Source organism: Isoptericola variabilis, from assembly GCF_050311655.1.
GTDB lineage: Bacteria > Actinomycetota > Actinomycetes > Actinomycetales > Cellulomonadaceae > Isoptericola > Isoptericola variabilis.
Genome location: NZ_JBNOZM010000001.1, coordinates 568,441 through 584,373, shown reverse-complemented (window position 1 = coordinate 584,373; position 15,933 = coordinate 568,441). Strand labels below are relative to the sequence as shown.

General features: G+C 75.9%; 10 protein-coding genes. 4 read left to right on the top strand and 6 right to left on the bottom strand.

Features of this window, described 5'->3' with window-relative positions; all coding sequences use genetic code 11:
- Positions 1–10: 10 nt before the first annotated feature.
- Positions 11–2,803: a substrate-binding domain-containing protein gene (locus ACQP60_RS02795; RefSeq protein WP_429728299.1), complete on the bottom strand. Its 2,793-nt coding sequence runs from the start codon at positions 2,801–2,803 to the stop codon at positions 11–13.
- An 80-nt stretch (positions 2,804–2,883) separates the two neighbouring features.
- Between ACQP60_RS02795 and ACQP60_RS02790 the strand changes: the two genes are divergently transcribed.
- From ACQP60_RS02790 to ACQP60_RS02780, 3 genes are all read left to right on the top strand, one after another.
- Positions 2,884–3,981 carry a LacI family DNA-binding transcriptional regulator gene (locus ACQP60_RS02790; protein ID WP_429728298.1) on the top strand — a complete coding sequence of 366 codons (1,098 nt, stop codon included), beginning with the start codon at positions 2,884–2,886 and terminating at the stop codon, positions 3,979–3,981.
- Between the two features lie 135 nt (positions 3,982–4,116).
- Complete coding sequence (locus ACQP60_RS02785; RefSeq protein WP_429728297.1) at positions 4,117–6,141, top strand: glycoside hydrolase family 6 protein; 2,025 nt, start codon at positions 4,117–4,119, stop codon at positions 6,139–6,141.
- Positions 6,142–6,341: 200 nt separating this feature from the next.
- Entirely contained in the window at positions 6,342–7,829 is a 1,488-nt protein-coding gene (locus ACQP60_RS02780) for a glycoside hydrolase family 10 protein (protein ID WP_429728296.1), read from the top strand.
- 186 nt (positions 7,830–8,015) lie between these two features.
- Here the strand turns inward: ACQP60_RS02780 and ACQP60_RS02775 are convergent, their stop codons facing one another.
- From ACQP60_RS02775 to ACQP60_RS02765, 3 genes are read right to left on the bottom strand one after another with little or no spacing between them, the layout of a single operon-like run.
- Entirely contained in the window at positions 8,016–8,519 is a 504-nt protein-coding gene (locus ACQP60_RS02775; RefSeq protein ID WP_429728295.1) for an acyl-CoA thioesterase, read from the bottom strand.
- Positions 8,520–8,573: 54 nt separating this feature from the next.
- Positions 8,574–10,319, bottom strand: coding sequence for a dynamin family protein (locus ACQP60_RS02770; RefSeq protein ID WP_429728294.1), 1,746 nt, complete (start codon positions 10,317–10,319; stop codon positions 8,574–8,576).
- Positions 10,316–12,343, bottom strand: a complete 2,028-nt coding sequence (locus ACQP60_RS02765; RefSeq protein ID WP_429728293.1) for a dynamin family protein — start codon at positions 12,341–12,343, stop codon at positions 10,316–10,318. Before ACQP60_RS02765 ends, ACQP60_RS02770 begins: the two co-directional genes overlap by 4 nt.
- A gap of 155 nt (positions 12,344–12,498) precedes the next feature.
- On the opposite strand from ACQP60_RS02765, the gene ACQP60_RS02760 reads away from it, so the two are divergent.
- The gene (locus tag ACQP60_RS02760; protein ID WP_429728292.1) at positions 12,499–13,068 is read left to right on the top strand and encodes a carboxymuconolactone decarboxylase family protein; all 570 of its coding nucleotides are present in this window, start codon (positions 12,499–12,501) and stop codon (positions 13,066–13,068) included.
- Positions 13,069–13,101: 33 nt separating this feature from the next.
- On the opposite strand, the gene ACQP60_RS02755 is transcribed toward ACQP60_RS02760, so the two are convergent.
- Positions 13,102–14,064: an aminoglycoside phosphotransferase family protein gene (locus ACQP60_RS02755; RefSeq protein ID WP_429728291.1), complete on the bottom strand. Its 963-nt coding sequence runs from the start codon at positions 14,062–14,064 to the stop codon at positions 13,102–13,104.
- Positions 14,065–14,233: 169 nt separating this feature from the next.
- Entirely contained in the window at positions 14,234–15,916 is a 1,683-nt protein-coding gene (ettA, locus tag ACQP60_RS02750) for an energy-dependent translational throttle protein EttA (RefSeq protein ID WP_429728290.1), read from the bottom strand.
- Positions 15,917–15,933: the final 17 nt, after the last annotated feature.

Below are 15,933 nucleotides of genomic sequence, written 5' to 3'. Positions count from 1 at the left end.
CAGGTGCCGGTCAGGCGCGGGGCGGCCGGGGCGACACCAGCCAGGCGCGGCGGCGCGCCAGCAGGTCGCCTGCCCGCCGCAGCACCTCGATGGCGTCGCCGCCGCGCGCGGACCCGAGGACGTCCTCGGGGGCGGGCTCGGGGTGTCCCGTGCCGGCGGCGTGCACGACGACGGCCTGCGCCCCGAGCAGGGCCCGCAGCCGGGCGGCGCGGTCGCGAGCCGTGGCGACGCCCGCCCCGTCCAGCAGCACGACGACGTCGCGCGGCGCGGGCCCGTACGCGCAGTCGTCGGGGGCGAGCTCGCCGTGCAGCCGGCGCAGCGCCAGGGCGGACGGCGGTGCGGGGAACCCGACGGCGAGGACCTGCCAGCCGTACGCCCCCACCCGCCGCGCGCGGGAGATCGCGCGCTCGAGGCGGTCGACGAACAGCTCGCGCGCCACGAGCCCGGTCGCGGGGTCGACCAGCACCCGCTCGCGCAGCTCGCTGCGGAACAGGGCGACGTCCGAGACGACGGCCATCGCCCCCACCATGCGGGCGGCGCGCCCGCCGGCGTCGTGCACGGTGACGGCGCGGCAGCGCACCGTCACGTGACGCCCGTCGGCGGCGCGCAGCCGGTGCTCGACGTCGAGCGGCTGGTGCGACCCCGACAGCTGCGCGGCCACCGCGGACTGCACGCGGCGGGCGTCGTCGGGGTGCACCCGGCCGAGCCACTCCTGCGGGTCGTCGCCGATGCCGGCCGGGTCGCACCCCACGATGCGGGCCCACGCGTCGGAGTAGCGCACGCGGCCGGCCTCGACGTCCCAGTCCCAGGTGCCGTCGTGGGACGCGATGGACACGAGCGCGGTCCGCTCGTGCCCGGCGGCGACCTCGAGGGCGAGCACCCGCTCCCGCTCCGCGGCGTCGGCCAGCTCGCGGCGCTGGGCCTGCAGGGCGCTGAGCGTGTCCTCCGCGTCGAGGGCCACGCCGAGCATGGCCGCCCAGTGGTTGTAGCGCGCCCGCGTGCTCGTCGCCCGGGTGTCGACGAGCCCGCTCACGACGAGCATGCCCCGGTCGGACCGGCCGAAGCCGACGGGCACGACGACGGTGGGCGACGTCGGGTCGGTGAGCTCCGGCGGCGGGAACTCCTGGGGCGGGTAGGTGGTGCCGACCAGGCGTCGCGGGCCCGTCGCGCCCCCGCGGGCCCCCACGACCCGCAGGGCCCGTCCCCCCGGCGCCTCGGCGTCGTCGACCCAGAGCGCGAGCGCGGCCACGCCGTCGTGCCCGCGCGGGAGCCAGTCCAGGCTGCGCAGCGCGTCGCCGTCGGCACGCATCATCTCCAGGTCCACCTCGTACTGCTCCGCGAGCTCGCGCTCGAGGCGCCCCGCCCGGCCCAGGGTGCCGGCGACCGTGCCGCGCGCCAGCGCCACCACGACGTCACGCACGGTGGTCTCGAGCGCCGTCCGGCGCGCGGCCGGGCCGAGCGCCCCGGTCCCGCGCCGGGCGGGCTCCGCGCCGTCGGCCTGCCTCGACAGCCGGCGCGCGGCGGCGCGCCGGTGGCTGCGGACGGTCCGCGCCGCCTCGACGTGCAGGGCGGGCACCAGCTGCTCGAGCGCGTCGGGCGAAGGCCGCAGCCGGGCCGTCGCGTCGGCGAGCGCCCGCAGCGCCGGCGCCGGGGCGCGCAGTCCCCGGTCGGCCGCGGCGGCCAGCACCTGCCGTACCGCGGCCACCCACGCGTCCCGGCCGTGCTCGCGTGCGAGCACCACGGGCGCGACGTCGTCCAGGCCGGGGTCCACGCCGGCCGCCGGCACGTCGGCGGCCTCCCCGTCCGCACGGCGGGCTCCGTCCGCCCCGGGCGCGCCCGACGGCCCGTCGGTGTCGTCGCGCCCACGTTCCCCCGCCCCCGACAGGACGACGTGCCCGCGCGCGCCGGCGTCGCACCCGCACGACTCGCGGAGCACGAGCGCCGAGCGGCCGAGCCGGTGCTCCCCCGTCACGCGCTCGCCGGCGATCATCGCCAGCACGAGCTGGGCGGCACGCTCCCCCACGGCGTCGTGCAGCAGGTCCACGCTCGACAGGCGGGGCCGGATCCGTGCCCCGAGGTCGGAGTGGTCGATGCCCACCACGGCCTGCGCCTCCGGGAGGGCCAGGCCGTGGGAGCTCAGCCCCCGCATGAAGCCGACGGCGTTGCGGTCGGTGGCGGCCAGGGTCGCCGTCGTCGGCAGGGTCCCGTCCCCCGCCTCGGCCAGCCGCCGGGCGACGGCCTGCGCCCCCGCCTCCTGGTTGTCGCGGGTGCGGTAGTGCCACTCCTGGCGGGGTTCGATGCCGTGCGCGAGGAGCCCGGCGCGGTACGCGTCGTACCGCTCCCGGGTGTCCGTCTGGTCCGTGGCGCCCAGGAAGCCGATGCGCCGGTGGCCGTGCGCGACGAGGTGGTCGACGACGGCGCGCGCCGCCCCCGCGTTGTCGGGCCCGAGGTTCGGTGCCGAGACCCCCTCGACCGGGCCGACGCCGACGAGCACCAGCGGCGTGCCCGAGTCGTGGATCTGCCGCAGCGTGTCGTCCTCGAGCGCGCTCGTCACGACGATGAGCCCGTCGCACCGCGACCCGCCGACCAGCGTGCGCCTGCGCGGCACGGCCGGGAACTCCGCCCGGTCCAGGTCCGCGGGGTACGTCTGCAGGGCCACCAGCCGGTGGCGTCCGGCCCGCAGCACCCGGGCCGCGCCGGCCAGGGCCCGCCCGAAGTAGTACCCGCCGAGCACGGGGCTGACCACCCCGACCGTCCGCGGCCCGCCGGTGGGGCCCCTTCCCTGAGCACCGACCGTCGTCATCCGTACCACCGTCCTCGCCGTCGAGTACCGCGCACGTTCCCGGGTGCATTCTGCACCGATTCCCGGCACAGTGTGGGAGCGTGACCACGCCAAGCCGCACCGGGCCCTTGCCCGCCGTCGGCGCCCGACGCATCACCATCACCGACGTCGCACGCGCGGCGGGCGTCTCGATCGCCGTCGTCTCGTACGCCCTCAACGGGCGCCCGGGGGTGTCCGACCGCACGCGACGCCACGTGCTGCGCACCGCCGCCGACCTGGGCTGGCGCCCGAGCGCCGCCGCCCGCTCGCTGCGCTCCGCCCCGCACAGCGTGTCGGTGCAGGCCGTCGGCCCCGCCGACGCCGTGCGGGCGACCGCCGTCGCCCTCGGCCTGCGGTCGGCGCTCCAGGTGGACGACGAGGCACCCGCCACCGACGTCGTCGTCGACGTGGCCCCCGACCGCGAGGCCGCCGCCCGGGGCCTCGAGCACGCGTGGACCGAGCGGCGGCACGCGGCGTTCGTCGTGGCCGGCCTGACCCCTGACGACCCCCGGGCCAGGGCCGCGCACCACGGCGGGGTCCCCCTCGTGCCGCTCGCGCCGCCGCGCCCCGGGCAGCCGGGCGGCGAGGCGGCGGTCTGGTTCGCCGGGGACGCCGAGCAGCGCGCCGCGCAGTACCTGCGCGAGCTGGGGCACGTGCGGGTCGCGCTCCTCGCCCGCGACGCGCACGAGGACCCCGCGGCCGCCCTGCTCGACGCCCTCGACACCCTGGACACCCTCGACACCACGGTCCCGGGCGCCGCTCTCGTCGTCGACCGGGTCGACTACCGGACCGTCGAGGACGCCGCCGCCGGCGCCGCGCGGCTGCTCGCCACCGACGACCACCCGACCGCCGTCGTCGCCGACGGCGACGTCGCGCTGCTCGCCGTGCTGGAGACCGCCCGCCAGCGCGGCCTGGACGTGCCGTGGGACCTGTCCGTGCTGGTGCTCGAGGACTCCCCCACGTGCCGCCTGGTGCACCCCGCCGCGACGGCCGTGTCGCGGCCCTGGGCGGAGCTCGGCGCCGCGGCCGGCGCCGTCGTGCGGCCGCTGCTGGGCGGCGGGGAGGCCGCGGCCACCGACGGCGGCGAGTCCCCCGGCCGTGCCCGCACCGCCGTCGCCCGGCTCGTCATCCGGGGCTCCACGGCGCCCGCCCCCGCCTAAACGTTTCGCCGACTGTCCGGCATCGGCCGCCGTTGCCAGGTTGGGGCCGTCGGCGCCGACGGCCCGACGCCCGGGATCAGCGGGGAGGCGCGCCCGCCCCGCCGCACCCGGGCACTGACGATCCAGGAGGCTCCTGTGCGATCAGCTTGGGAACGGCGCAAGGGTGCGCCGGAACGGGGACGGCAGCGGCGACGGGGCCGTGCCGCCGCGACGACGGCCGCCGTCGCGGCGCTCGTGGCGGCGCCGCTCGGCGCCGCGACGTCGGCCGGTGCGGCCGAGCCCCGCGTCGACAACCCCTTCGCGGGCGCGGACCAGTACGTCAACTCGTACTGGTCCGACAACGTCGAGGCCGCCGCGGACCGGGCCGGTGGCTCGCTCGGGGACTCGATGCGCGCCGTCGCGAACGAGCCCACCTCCGTCTGGATGGACCGGATCAGCGCCATCGAGGGCAACGCCGACGGCCCCGGGCTGCGGGCGCACCTCGACGCGGCGGTCGCGCAGAAGCGGGCCGGCACGCCGCTGGTGTTCAACCTCGTGATCTACGACCTGCCCGGGCGCGACTGCTATGCGCTCGCCTCCAACGGCGAGCTGCCCGCGGCGGACGAGGGCATGCAGCGCTACGAGACGGAGTACATCGACGCCATCGTCGACATCCTCGACGACCCCGCGTACGAGGACCTGCGGATCGTCGCGACCGTCGAGCCCGACTCGCTGCCGAACCTCGTGACCAACAGCAGCGAGCCGCTGTGCCAGCAGGCCGCGCCGTACTACCGCGAGGGCGTCGCGTACGCGCTGGACCGCCTGCACGACGTCGGCAACGTGTACAGCTACATCGACGCGGCGCACGCCGGCTGGCTCGGCTGGCCGAACAACGCCCAGCCCGCGGCCCAGCTCTTCGCGGAGGTGGTGGGCAGCACCGAGGCGGGCTTCGACTCGGTGGCCGGCTTCGTCACCAACACGGCGAACTCGACACCCCTGACCGAGCCGTTCCTCGAGGACGAGAACTTCGGCAGCGGGGGCTTCGTGCGCCAGGCCGAGTTCTACCAGTGGAACACCGACTTCGACGAGGCGGACTGGACCGCCCACCTGTACGACCTGCTCGTCGCCGAGGGCTTCCCGTCCTCGATCGGCATGCTGATCGACACGTCCCGCAACGGCTGGGGCGGCCCCGACCGGCCCAGCGCCGAGAGCACGTCGACCGACCTCAACACCTACGTCGACGAGTCCCGCGTCGACCGCCGCAACCACCGCGGCGCATGGTGCAACCCGTCCGGCGCGGGCCTCGGCGAGCGGCCGCAGGCCACGCCCTCCGGCTACCCCGACTCCCACCTCGACGCGTTCGTGTGGGTGAAGCCCCCGGGCGAGTCCGACGGCGCCTCCGAGGAGATCGACAACGACCAGGGCAAGAAGTTCGACCGGATGTGCGACCCGACGTTCAACTCGCCCAAGCTGGACGGTCTGCTCACCGGTGCGCTGCCGGACGCGCCCCTCGCCGGCCAGTGGTTCGAGTCGCAGTTCGCGATGCTCGTGACCAACGCGTACCCGCCCATCGGCGACGGCGGCACCGACCCGGGTCCGGACCCGGACCCCGACACGACGGCGCCGAGCGTGCCGCAGGGCGTGACGGCGACGGCGGACGGCACGAGCGTGTCGGTGTCGTGGTCGGCGTCGACGGACGACACCCGGGTGACGGGGTACAGCGTGCTGGTCGACGGCGAGGCCGCGACGACGTCCTCGACGACGTCGGCCACGGTGACCGGTCTGGACCCGAAGACGACGTACGAGATCACGGTGACGGCGCGGGACGCGGCGGGGAACACCTCGGCGGCGTCGGAGCCGGTGAGCGTGACCACGGGGGCGGACGACGGTGGTCCGGACCCGGTGGAGGGTGCGTGCACGGCGGTGTACTCGACGACGAACTCGTGGTCGGGCGGGTATCAGGGGCAGGTCGTGGTCACCGCGGGTGACGACGGTGCGCCGGGGTGGGCGGTGACCGCTCCGGCCGGGTTGTCCACGACGAACCTGTGGGGTGGTGTGCTCTCGGGCGGCACGATCACGGGGGCGGCGTGGAACGCCGACCTCGCTCCGGGGGCGTCCACCACGGTGGGCTTCGTCGCGAACGGGACGGCGCCGGCCGACGGCCCGCTGGCCTGCGACTGATCTCGCCGAGGTAGTCCACCTCCTGCCGAGGTGGTCCGAACCGTGCCGAGGTCGTGGTCCAGTCCACCATCTCGGCACGGGGAGGACTACCTCGGCGCTGTCCGGCCCATCTCGCGGGCACGGCCGGTCCATGACTCCCCCGACTCACCTCACGACTCGCACCGCGACCCCCCACCAGGACTCCCGGCAAGGAGACGACCATGCGCGATGCACCGACGCATCAGCGACTCGACGACGATTTCTCCCCTCGGCCCGGTCGTCGCCGACGACGGCGCGCCCCCGTCGTCGCGACGGCCCTCGCCGCCGCCCTGCCGACGGTCGGCGCGGCCCTCGTCGGCGCCGCGACCCTGACCCCCGCCCACGCGGCCGACCCCGAGCCGCTGCGCGACGCCGCCGCTCGCCACGGGCGCACGATCGGCGTCGCGCTCAGCCCCGGCCATCTGTCCCAGCCCGGCTACGCCGCGATCGCCGAGCGCGAGTTCTCCCTGGTCGTGGGCGAGAACGCGATGAAGTGGGACGCGACCGAGCCCTCGCGCGGCCAGTTCTCGTGGTCGCAGGCCGACCAGGTGGCCGACTTCGCCGAGACGCACGACGCCGAGCTCTACGGGCACACGCTCGTGTGGCACTCGCAGCTTCCGGGGTGGGTCTCCTCCCTGGCGGACCCCACGGACCTGCGCGCGGCGATGACCGACCACATCGACGCCGTGGCGGGCCGCTACGCCGGTCGTGTCGCCGCGTGGGACGTCGTCAACGAGATGTGGAACGAGGACGGCACGCGTCGCGACAGTGTGTTCCAGCGGGTGCTCGGCGACGGGTACGTGGCCGACGCGCTGCGTGCCGCGCGCGCCGCCGACCCGCAGGCCGACCTCTGCCTCAACGACTACAACATCGAGGGGGCGGGCGCGAAGAGCGACGCCATGTACCGCCTGGTGGCGGACCTCAAGGCCGACGGGGTGCCCGTCGACTGCGTCGGGTTCCAGGCCCACCTCATCGGCGGGCAGGTCCCGTCCACGCTGCGGTCCAACCTCCAGCGGTTCGCCGACCTGGGCGTGGACGTCCGGATCACCGAGCTGGACATCCGGGTGCCCACGCCGGCGTCGTCGGCCTCCCTGGCGCAGCAGGCGGCCGACTACCGCACCGTGACCGAGGCCTGCCTCGCCGTGGACCGGTGCACGGGCATCACGGTCTGGGGCGTCGACGACGGCCACTCCTGGGTGCCCGACGTCTTCCCCGGCCAGGGCGCCGCGCTGCTGTGGGACGCGTCCTACGCGCCCAAGCCCGCCTACACCGCGTTCGCGGACGCCTGGGGCGCCGACCCGGGCGACGGCGACCCCGACCCGACCGACCCGCCGACCGCCCCGCCCGCCGACGGCGACTGCGCGGTGACCTGGACGGCGAACGCCTGGTCCACCGGCTACACGGGCTCGGTCACGCTCACCAACACCTCCGACGCCGCCTGGAGCTCGTGGACCCTCGCCGCCGACCTTCCCGCGGGCCAGCACCTCGACCAGGGCTGGTCGGCGACGTGGAGCCAGTCCGGCACGACGATCACGGCCACCAACGCCGCCTGGAACGGCACGGTGGCCCCGGGAGCGTCGGTGGCCGTCGGCTACAACGCGTCCCACACCGGGGACACGTCCGCACCCGCGAGCGTCAGCGTGAACGGTGCCACCTGCACGACCGGCTGACCGCGGCGACCCGGACGGGTCCAGGTCGTCGGGGTCGACGGCGTGCACGGGCGGACGCCCCGCGGGCGACGCGGGCTGAACCCCGGGAGCGTCTGAGCCGCCGGGGTGGCCCCGGCCACGCAGGGGTGGTGGGTCTGGGCCATCACCCCGCGGCCGGGGCCACCCTGTGCGTCGGACTCCGGTGCGTCAGCCGCGGCGCCGGAAGGTCACGGGCTCCTCGAGGTACGCCTCCCAGGCCGCGCGCTCGTCGTCGGCGATGCGCCGCGGGGCGCCGGTCGCGGCGTCGACGACGACGATCGTCGTCGCCGCCTTGACGTACGCCTGGCCGCCCGACGCCGGGCCGGTGCGCTCGAACCCGCCGGGGGCGCCGTCGTGCACCTCGTAGCAGACCTCCAGGCTCGCGCCGCCGATGGCGCCGATCCACATCTCCACCCGGACGGGGGTGCGGGAGAAGCCGAGGGGGCGCAGGTACTCGATCTGCTGCCCGGCCACCAGGGTGTGCGACGTCGCGTGCGGGCCCGTGTCGAGGACGGCGGTGGGCCACTCCTCGCCGTCCGCGGCCTCCGGGTGCCGCCAGAACGCCGTGATGCGCGCGTCCTCCAGGAGGCGGAGCATCGCGACGTTGTTGACGTGCTGGTAGGCGTCGAGGTCCGACCAGCGCAGGGGGACGGGCACGTGCAGACGGGTCATGATCCGCATCGTCGCACGCCGGCCCCGTCGGGACGGCATCGCTCGGGACCGGCGTCAGCCCGCCGCGATCGCCGCCGCGGCGCGGCAGCGGGCGAGCGCGGCGAGCTCGTCGCCCACCGGCACCCGCACCAGCCGGTCCGCGACGCCCGACACGGACTCGCGCAGCCGACGGCGCACGCGGGCACGACGCCGTCGCGCGCCCCACCCCGCGACGACCCGCGCGACGAGCGCGAGCAGCAGCCCCGCCAGGAGCCCACCGATCGCCAGCAGGGTGGGCCACGGCATCTCGAGCACCCCGCCGCCCGAGCCCGTGAGGTCCACCGTGAGCACCGGCAGGACGAGCGACGGCAGCCGGAAGTACTCCACCACCGCGGCGGCGGCGAGCCAGAGCAGGCCCACGACGGCCGCCGCCAGGAACACCCACTGCAGCGCGCCCACCGCCGCCCACCAGCGCGGCCGGCGCGCGGCCTCCAGCCGGGTGCCGACGACCGCCTGGTCCAGGTCGCCCGGCATCCGGTCGATCGCGTCCTGCGCCCGGGCACGCGCCACCAGCACCCAGGGATCCGGGGCGCCCTCGGTCACCTCGTCGACGTACCGGCGCACCGCGGACGCCGCCGCCGCCCGCACGGCGGGGCGCGTCGTCGGCAGGGAGCTGCGCACCAGGTCGGGCCGGTCGGGTCCGCCGCCGGCCACCGACCCACCGGCTCCGGCGCCGCCCGTCGCCGACCCGTCCGCGCCGCGCCGCAGCCCGAGCCGCCGCAGCGGGTCGCGCCGCAGGCGCGACACCCACCGGGTGACGGGCCAGCCCGTGGCGAGGTGCGCGTCGCGCCGGTGCGTGGCCGCCACCGCGTCCGCGACCGTCGGCACCCCCGCGGCGGCCTCGAGCGCGTCCACGAGCTCGCCCGCGGCCCGCTCCCCCGCGCGGGACGCCGGGCTGGACCCGGCCGCGTCCGCGATCCGCTGGGCCGCGGCACGGGCGTCGGCCGCGAGCCGGGCGGTCGCCGCCTCGCGGCGTGCCGCCGCCTCCGCGAGCAGCCCCTTGAGCTGGTCCATCCCCCGCCCTGTCGCGGCGGACACCGCCAGCACGCGGGCGCCGTCGAGCCCGTCGGCGGCGACCAGCCGGCGCAGGTCGGCGAGCATCGCGTCGGTCTCGGCGTCCGACAGCCGGTCGGTCTGGTTGAGCACCACGACCACGACCTCCGACCGGCCGGCGAGCGGACGCAGGTAGCGCTCGTGCAGGGCCGCGTCGGCGTACTTCTGCGGGTCCACCACCCATACGAGCAGGTCGGCCCGCTCCACCAGCCGCTCGGCCCGGACCCGGTGCTCGACGACGACCGAGTCGTGGTCGGGCAGGTCGAGCAGCACCAGCCCAGTGGAGATTCCCGCTGGGGCACGCCGCCCCCGCAGGCGCGCGAGCCCGCGGCGGGAGGGCCGCGCGGCCTCGTCCTCGCCGTCGTCGCCCGCCGCCATCTCCTGGCGCCGCCTGACCTCCAGCCAGTCGAGCAGCGGCCCGGCGCCGTCTCCCCACACCGCCGCGACGGGGTGGGACGTCGTGGGCCGGCGGACCCCGACGGTGGCGATCTCGGCGCCCGCGACGGCGTTGAGCACGCTCGACTTGCCCGAGCCCGTGGCGCCCGCGAGCGCCACGACCGTGTGCTCGGCGGAGAGCCCGCCGCGCTCGCGGGCCCGCTTCACGACGGCGCGCGCGTCGTCGAGCAGCTCGCGGTCGAGGCGGCCGCTCGCCGCCACGACCGCCGTCTCCAGCGCCGCGGTCCGGTCCGCCAGGTCGATCCGGCTCACCGGTCCCCCTCCTCGCGCCGGGCCCGACGGCGCGACCACCAGCCGCGCCGCTCCGGGGCGCCCTCCTCGGCGGCGGGCGCGTCGCCGGCGCGGGTGCCGGGCGGAGTCTCGGGCGGGCGGAAGGTTCCGGCGCCGCGGAGCAGCCCGCCGCTCCACGGGCGGGTGACGCCCTCGGTCGGGGCGGCTCGGGCCGCCCGTTCGACGCGGGCCGCCGCGGCGACGCGGTGCGCGGCGTCCCGGACGCCGTCGGCGCCGGTCTCCTGCGTACCGAGCGCGTCGAGCTGCGCCGTGTACCGGGCCGCCTGCCCGCGCAGGACGGCCTCGACGCGGCCGTTCAGCCGCTCCTTGGCCTGCGCGGCCAGCCGGCGCACGGCCTCGTCGCCGAACACCGCCTCGAGCAGCTTCTGCGCGACGATCGCCGTGCCGCCGGCGATGCCGATCTCCGCGCCCGTCAGCCCGGCGGTCGAGGCGAAGACGATGACCATGAGGCTGACGCCGAGCGCGTTGACGCCGAAGGAGACGGCACGGGCCGTGCCCCGCCGCGCCGCGCCCTGCTCGCGCACGAGCCCCAGCACGTCCTCCTGCCAGCCGCGGATCTGCTCCGCCACCTCGGTGCGCAGGGTCGCGGGCGCACGCGCCAGGTCGAGGCCGTCCAGGAGCGCTGCGCCCGCGCCGTCGCTCCGCCAGGCCGCGAACGTCCGCTCGGCGGCCTGCTCCGCCGCGTCGAGGATCACGGACTCCAGCCCGTGCGCGATGGCCTGCTCCACCTGCGGCGCCTCCTTCGGGCGGCCACGGAAGAACCGCGCGACGGCGTCCCGCACGCGCCCCACGCCCGCCTCGACGGACCGGAAGAACTCCCCCGTGCCGACGAAGTCCTGCCAGCGGGCCAGCACCTCGCCGCGCAGCAGCGCGCCGTCGGACGTCGCCGTCTCGACCTGCTCCAGCGCCTCCGCGTGGTAGCGCCGGACGGCGTCGCGCAGCCGGGCGTCGGCCACCTCCTGCCCGTCCGCGGTCTCGGCGAGCGCGACGGCGCGCCGCACGAGGTCGTCCACGACGCCGTCCCGCGTGGCGGCGATGACCCGCGCCCGTGCCTCGGGGTCGCCGCCCAGCCCGGACAGCCAGGTCGCGATCTCCGCGACCGCGGCCTCCGGGAGGAGGCCGTCTACGAGCGCCCCGGGCCCCTGCTCGGCGGCCTCGCCGAGCACGAAGACCCGGGCGTCGCCCAGCCCGTGCTCCGCCGTCATCCGGCGCAGGTCGTCGGCCACCACCTCCGCGCCCGGGTCCACCCGGTCGAGGACGATGGCGACCTGCGCGCGGCGGCGCGCGGCCTGGCTCAGCAGGTCCCACGGCACGGCGTCCGCGTACCGGGCCGCCGTGGTGACGAAGAGCCACAGGTCGGCCGCGCCCAGCAGCTGCGCGGACAGCTCGCGGTTGGCCGTCTCCACGGAGTCGATGTCGGGCGCGTCCAGGAGCGCGAGCCCCTGCGGCAGCGCCTCGCTCGCGACGAGCCGCAGCGCCGCGGCGCCCTCCGCCGGCCCCGTCCCGGGCCCGGTGTCCGGCCCCCTGTCGGTTCCCGGGCGCATCCCGGCGGTCCCGGCGTCCGAGACGTGGCCCGACGACGTCACGCGCGCGAGCCCGGGCAGCACCCGGTCGGTGGTGAACCAGCGCGCGTCGAGCGGGTGGTGCACGAGGACGGGCGCCCGCGTGGTGGGGCGCAGCACGCCCGGTGCGGACACCGGCTCGCCGAGCAGCGAGTTGACCAGCGTGGACTTCCCCGCGCCCGTCGACCCGCCGACGACGACCAGCAGCGGCGCCCGCTCGGCCCGCAGCCTCGGCAGCAGGTAGTCGTCGAGCTGGTCCACGGCCTGGTGCAGGTCGGCCCGCGCCGCGCCCACGCCGGGCGTCTCCAGCGGCAGGCGGAGGGCGCCCATCCGGGCCCGCAGCGTCTCGAGCGCGTCGACCAACCCCCGGGCCGCCGCCTCCTCCCGCGGGTCGGGGGCGGCGGTCGTGTCCGGGTCGGTCATGTGCCCAGTGTGCCCATCAGGGACGATCCGTGCAGAGCCGACCTGTGAGATGCCGCACCCGGCCGGCCCGGACGGCGGGATCCGCGGTGGAATGGGAGGGCACGACGGCGTGCATCGCGCGCCGGCCCACGGACCCCGCCGCCAGGAGGCACCAGGTGACCAGCACGTTCCGCATCCCCCGCAAGGAGCTCACCGGCCTGTACGGCCGTGCCATCGCCTGGTACGCGCGGCGCGCGTTCGGGCAGGTGCCCGACAGCGCGTACGTCCTCGCCCACCACCCCCGCGCGATGCGGGCGATGTTCGGGCTCGAGCTGAAGATCGGACGGTGGAAGTCCCTCGACCCCACCCTCAAGACGCTCGCCGAGATGGCCACCGCCGCAGCGGTCGGGTGCAGCTGGTGCCTCGACTTCGGCTACTTCCTGTCGCGCGAGGGCGGGCTCGACCCCGCCAAGGTCAGCCAGGTGCCGCGCTGGCGCGAGACCGACGGTGTCTACACCGAGCTGGAGCGCGACGTCATGGCGTACGCCGAGGCGATGACCGCCACCCCGCCCACCGCCACCGACGGCATGGTCGCCTCGCTCGTGGCCCGCCTCGGCTCCCCCGCGATGGTCGAGCTCACCGAGATGGTCGCCGTGGAGAACATGCGCTCGCGGTCGTACTCCGCCGCCGGCGTGCAGAGCCAGGGCTACTCCGACGTGTGCGAGCTGCCGCTCGCGTCGTCCTGACCCGCTCGCGCGGCCGCACCACCGTCTCCTTCGTCACGCCAGACGACGGCGCAGCCAGGCGATGCACACCTCGCCCTGCGCGCGCTGGAACTCCCGTACGTGCGGGATGCCCGGGGGCGGCGCCTGGAGCGACGAGTGCACGAAGTACCCCGTGAGCGCGACGAGGTAGGCCGTGACGGCGTCGCCGTCCGTCCCTGGCGGAAGAGGGCAGCGACACAGGGCCTCCTCGGGGAGCGGTCCGCCCTCGAGCACGGTGGCCGGCAGCATCGCCACCAGGTCGCAGAAGGCCGCCCCGCGGGACGCGTACGGCCAGTCGACAGCGAGCGCCCTCACGCCGTGGGGTTCGTCGACCAGCAGCGAGTTGTCGCCGCGCAGGTCCGCGTGCACGAGCGAACCTCCGGTGACAGCGTCCGCGGCCGACTCCTCGATCGTGGCGAGCCGGTCCAGCTGTGCTGCGTACCACGGGTCGAAGGAGTCCAGTCCGTCCGGCAGCTCGTCGGTCAGGGCGGCGGTCCGGTCCGTAGGCAGCGCCTCTGCGAAGTCCGGCAGGACCCCGGGTGGGATCTCGAACCGGGCGACCTCGGTGCACAGGCGCAGCACCGCATCGAGCTCGGCGTCGATCCAGGGCTGGCGCGGCGGCCGGGAGCCGGCGACGGACTCGAAGGCAAGCGCGATCCACGGCGCGCTCTCCTGGTCGTCCGCGTCCACCTCGGCGTACCACAGCGGCCGCGGCGCCGGCACGCCCTCGGGGACAAGAACGGCCCGACGGGCCTCCTCGCGGTACAGATGCGCCGAGGTCTCGTGCGCCGTGCTGACCGCCTTGACGAAGACGTCGCCTCGCACGGTGCGCAGGGTCGAGGCCATCCCGGGCGAATAGCCGCCGTCGTGGCTCGTCCATCCCGTGACCGACGCGCCGAGGCGGGCCTCGACGCCGGCGCGGACGGAGGGCGGCAGCTCAGGCCAGACGGGGCGGAGCCGGGTGGGCAGGGAGGTCATCGAGGGATTATCGCCTCGTCGTCCGCCGCGACCAACGGCATTTCACGCCGGCCTCGCACGGTGCCTCGTCGACGTACCTGAGCCGCAGCGGGAGCACGGCAAGAGCGACGCACGTCGCCCCCGGCGCCATGCGACGGCCGGGGGCGACGACGGTGTTGGACCGCTCGCGTCAGTCGCGCGTGAGCTTGCGGTACGTCACGCGGTGCGGGCGCGCGGCGTCGGCGCCCAGTCGCTCGACCTTGTTCTCCTCGTACGAGGCGAAGTTGCCCTCGAACCAGTACCAGTTCGCCGGGTCCTCCTCCGTGCCCTCGTACGCGAGGATGTGCGTCGCGACGCGGTCGAGGAACCACCGGTCGTGGGAGACCACGACGGCGCAGCCGGGGAACTCGAGCAGCGCGTTCTCCAGCGAGCCGAGGGTCTCGACGTCGAGATCGTTGGTGGGCTCGTCGAGCAGCAGCAGGTTGCCGCCCTGCTTGAGCGTCAGCGCCAGGTTGAGACGGTTGCGCTCGCCACCGGACAGCACGCCCGCGGGCTTCTGCTGGTCCGGCCCCTTGAAGCCGAACGAGGCCACGTAGGCGCGGGACGGGATCTCGACGTTGCCGACCTTGATGAAGTCGAGCCCGTCGGACACGACCTCCCACAGCGTCTTCTTCGGGTCGATGCCGCCGCGCGACTGGTCGACGTAGGAGATCTTCACGGTCTCGCCGACCTTGAGCTCGCCGCCGTCGAGCGGCTCCAGGCCCACGATCGTCTTGAACAGCGTCGTCTTGCCGACGCCGTTCGGGCCGATGACGCCGACGATGCCGTTGCGCGGCAGCGTGAAGCTCAGCCCGTCGATGAGCTGACGGCCGTCGAAGCCCTTCTGCAGGTTCGTCGCCTCGAGGACCACGTTGCCCAGGCGCGGGCCAGCGGGGATCTGGATCTCCTCGAAGTCGAGCTTCCGCGTCCGCTCCGCCTCCGCGGCCATCTCCTCGTAGCGGGCCAGTCGCGCCTTCGACTTAGTCTGGCGGCCCTTCGCGTTGGAGCGCACCCAGTCCAGCTCGTCCTTGAGGCGCTTGGCGAGCTTGGCGTCCTTCTTGCCCTGCACCTCGAGGCGGGCCTGCTTCTTCTCCAGGTAGGTGGAGTAGTTGCCCTCGTACGGGTAGAGGCGGCCGCGGTCGACCTCGCAGATCCACTCCGCGACGTGGTCGAGGAAGTAGCGGTCGTGCGTGACGGCGAGGACGGCGCCCGGGTAGGTGGCGAGGTGCTGCTCGAGCCACAGCACGGACTCGGCGTCGAGGTGGTTGGTGGGCTCGTCGAGCAGCAGCAGGTCGGGCTTCTCCAGCAGCAGCTTGCACAGGGCGACGCGGCGGCGCTCACCACCGGAGAGCACCTTGACGTCCGCGTCCGGCGGCGGGCAGCGCAGAGCGTCCATCGCCTGCTCGAGCTGGGAGTCGAGGTCCCACGCGTCGGCCGCGTCGATCTCCTCCTGCAGCGTGCCCATCTCCGCGAGCAGGGTGTCGAAGTCGGCGTCGGGCTCCGCCATGAGGGCGGAGATCTCGTTGAAGCGGTCGATCTTCGCCTTGAGCGGGCCGACCGCCTCCTCGACGTTGCCGAGCACGGTCTTGTCCTCGTTGAGCGGCGGCTCCTGCAAGAGGATGCCGACCGTGTACCCCGGGGAGAGGCGCGCCTCGCCGTTGGACGGCTGCTCGAGGCCCGCCATGATCTTGAGGATCGTCGACTTCCCGGCACCGTTGGGGCCGACGACGCCGATCTTGGCGCCGGGCAGGAAGTTCAGGGAGACGTCGTCGAGGATGACCTTGTCGCCGTGCGCCTTGCGCGCCTTGTACATGGAGTAGATGAACTCAGCCACTGGCTCTGCTTCCACCG

What these genes read in the sequence shown, in the direction of transcription:
- ACQP60_RS02795 (WP_429728299.1), bottom strand. Translation starts at nt 2,803, where the DNA reads ATGACGACGGTCGGTGCTCAGGGAAGGGGCCCCACCGGCGGGCCGCGG.
- ACQP60_RS02780 (WP_429728296.1), top strand. Translation starts at nt 6,342, where the DNA reads ATGCGCGATGCACCGACGCATCAGCGACTCGACGACGATTTCTCCCCT.
- ACQP60_RS02775 (WP_429728295.1), bottom strand. Translation starts at nt 8,519, where the DNA reads ATGACCCGTCTGCACGTGCCCGTCCCCCTGCGCTGGTCGGACCTCGAC.
- ACQP60_RS02765 (WP_429728293.1), bottom strand. Translation starts at nt 12,343, where the DNA reads ATGACCGACCCGGACACGACCGCCGCCCCCGACCCGCGGGAGGAGGCG.
- ACQP60_RS02755 (WP_429728291.1), bottom strand. Translation starts at nt 14,064, where the DNA reads ATGACCTCCCTGCCCACCCGGCTCCGCCCCGTCTGGCCTGAGCTGCCG.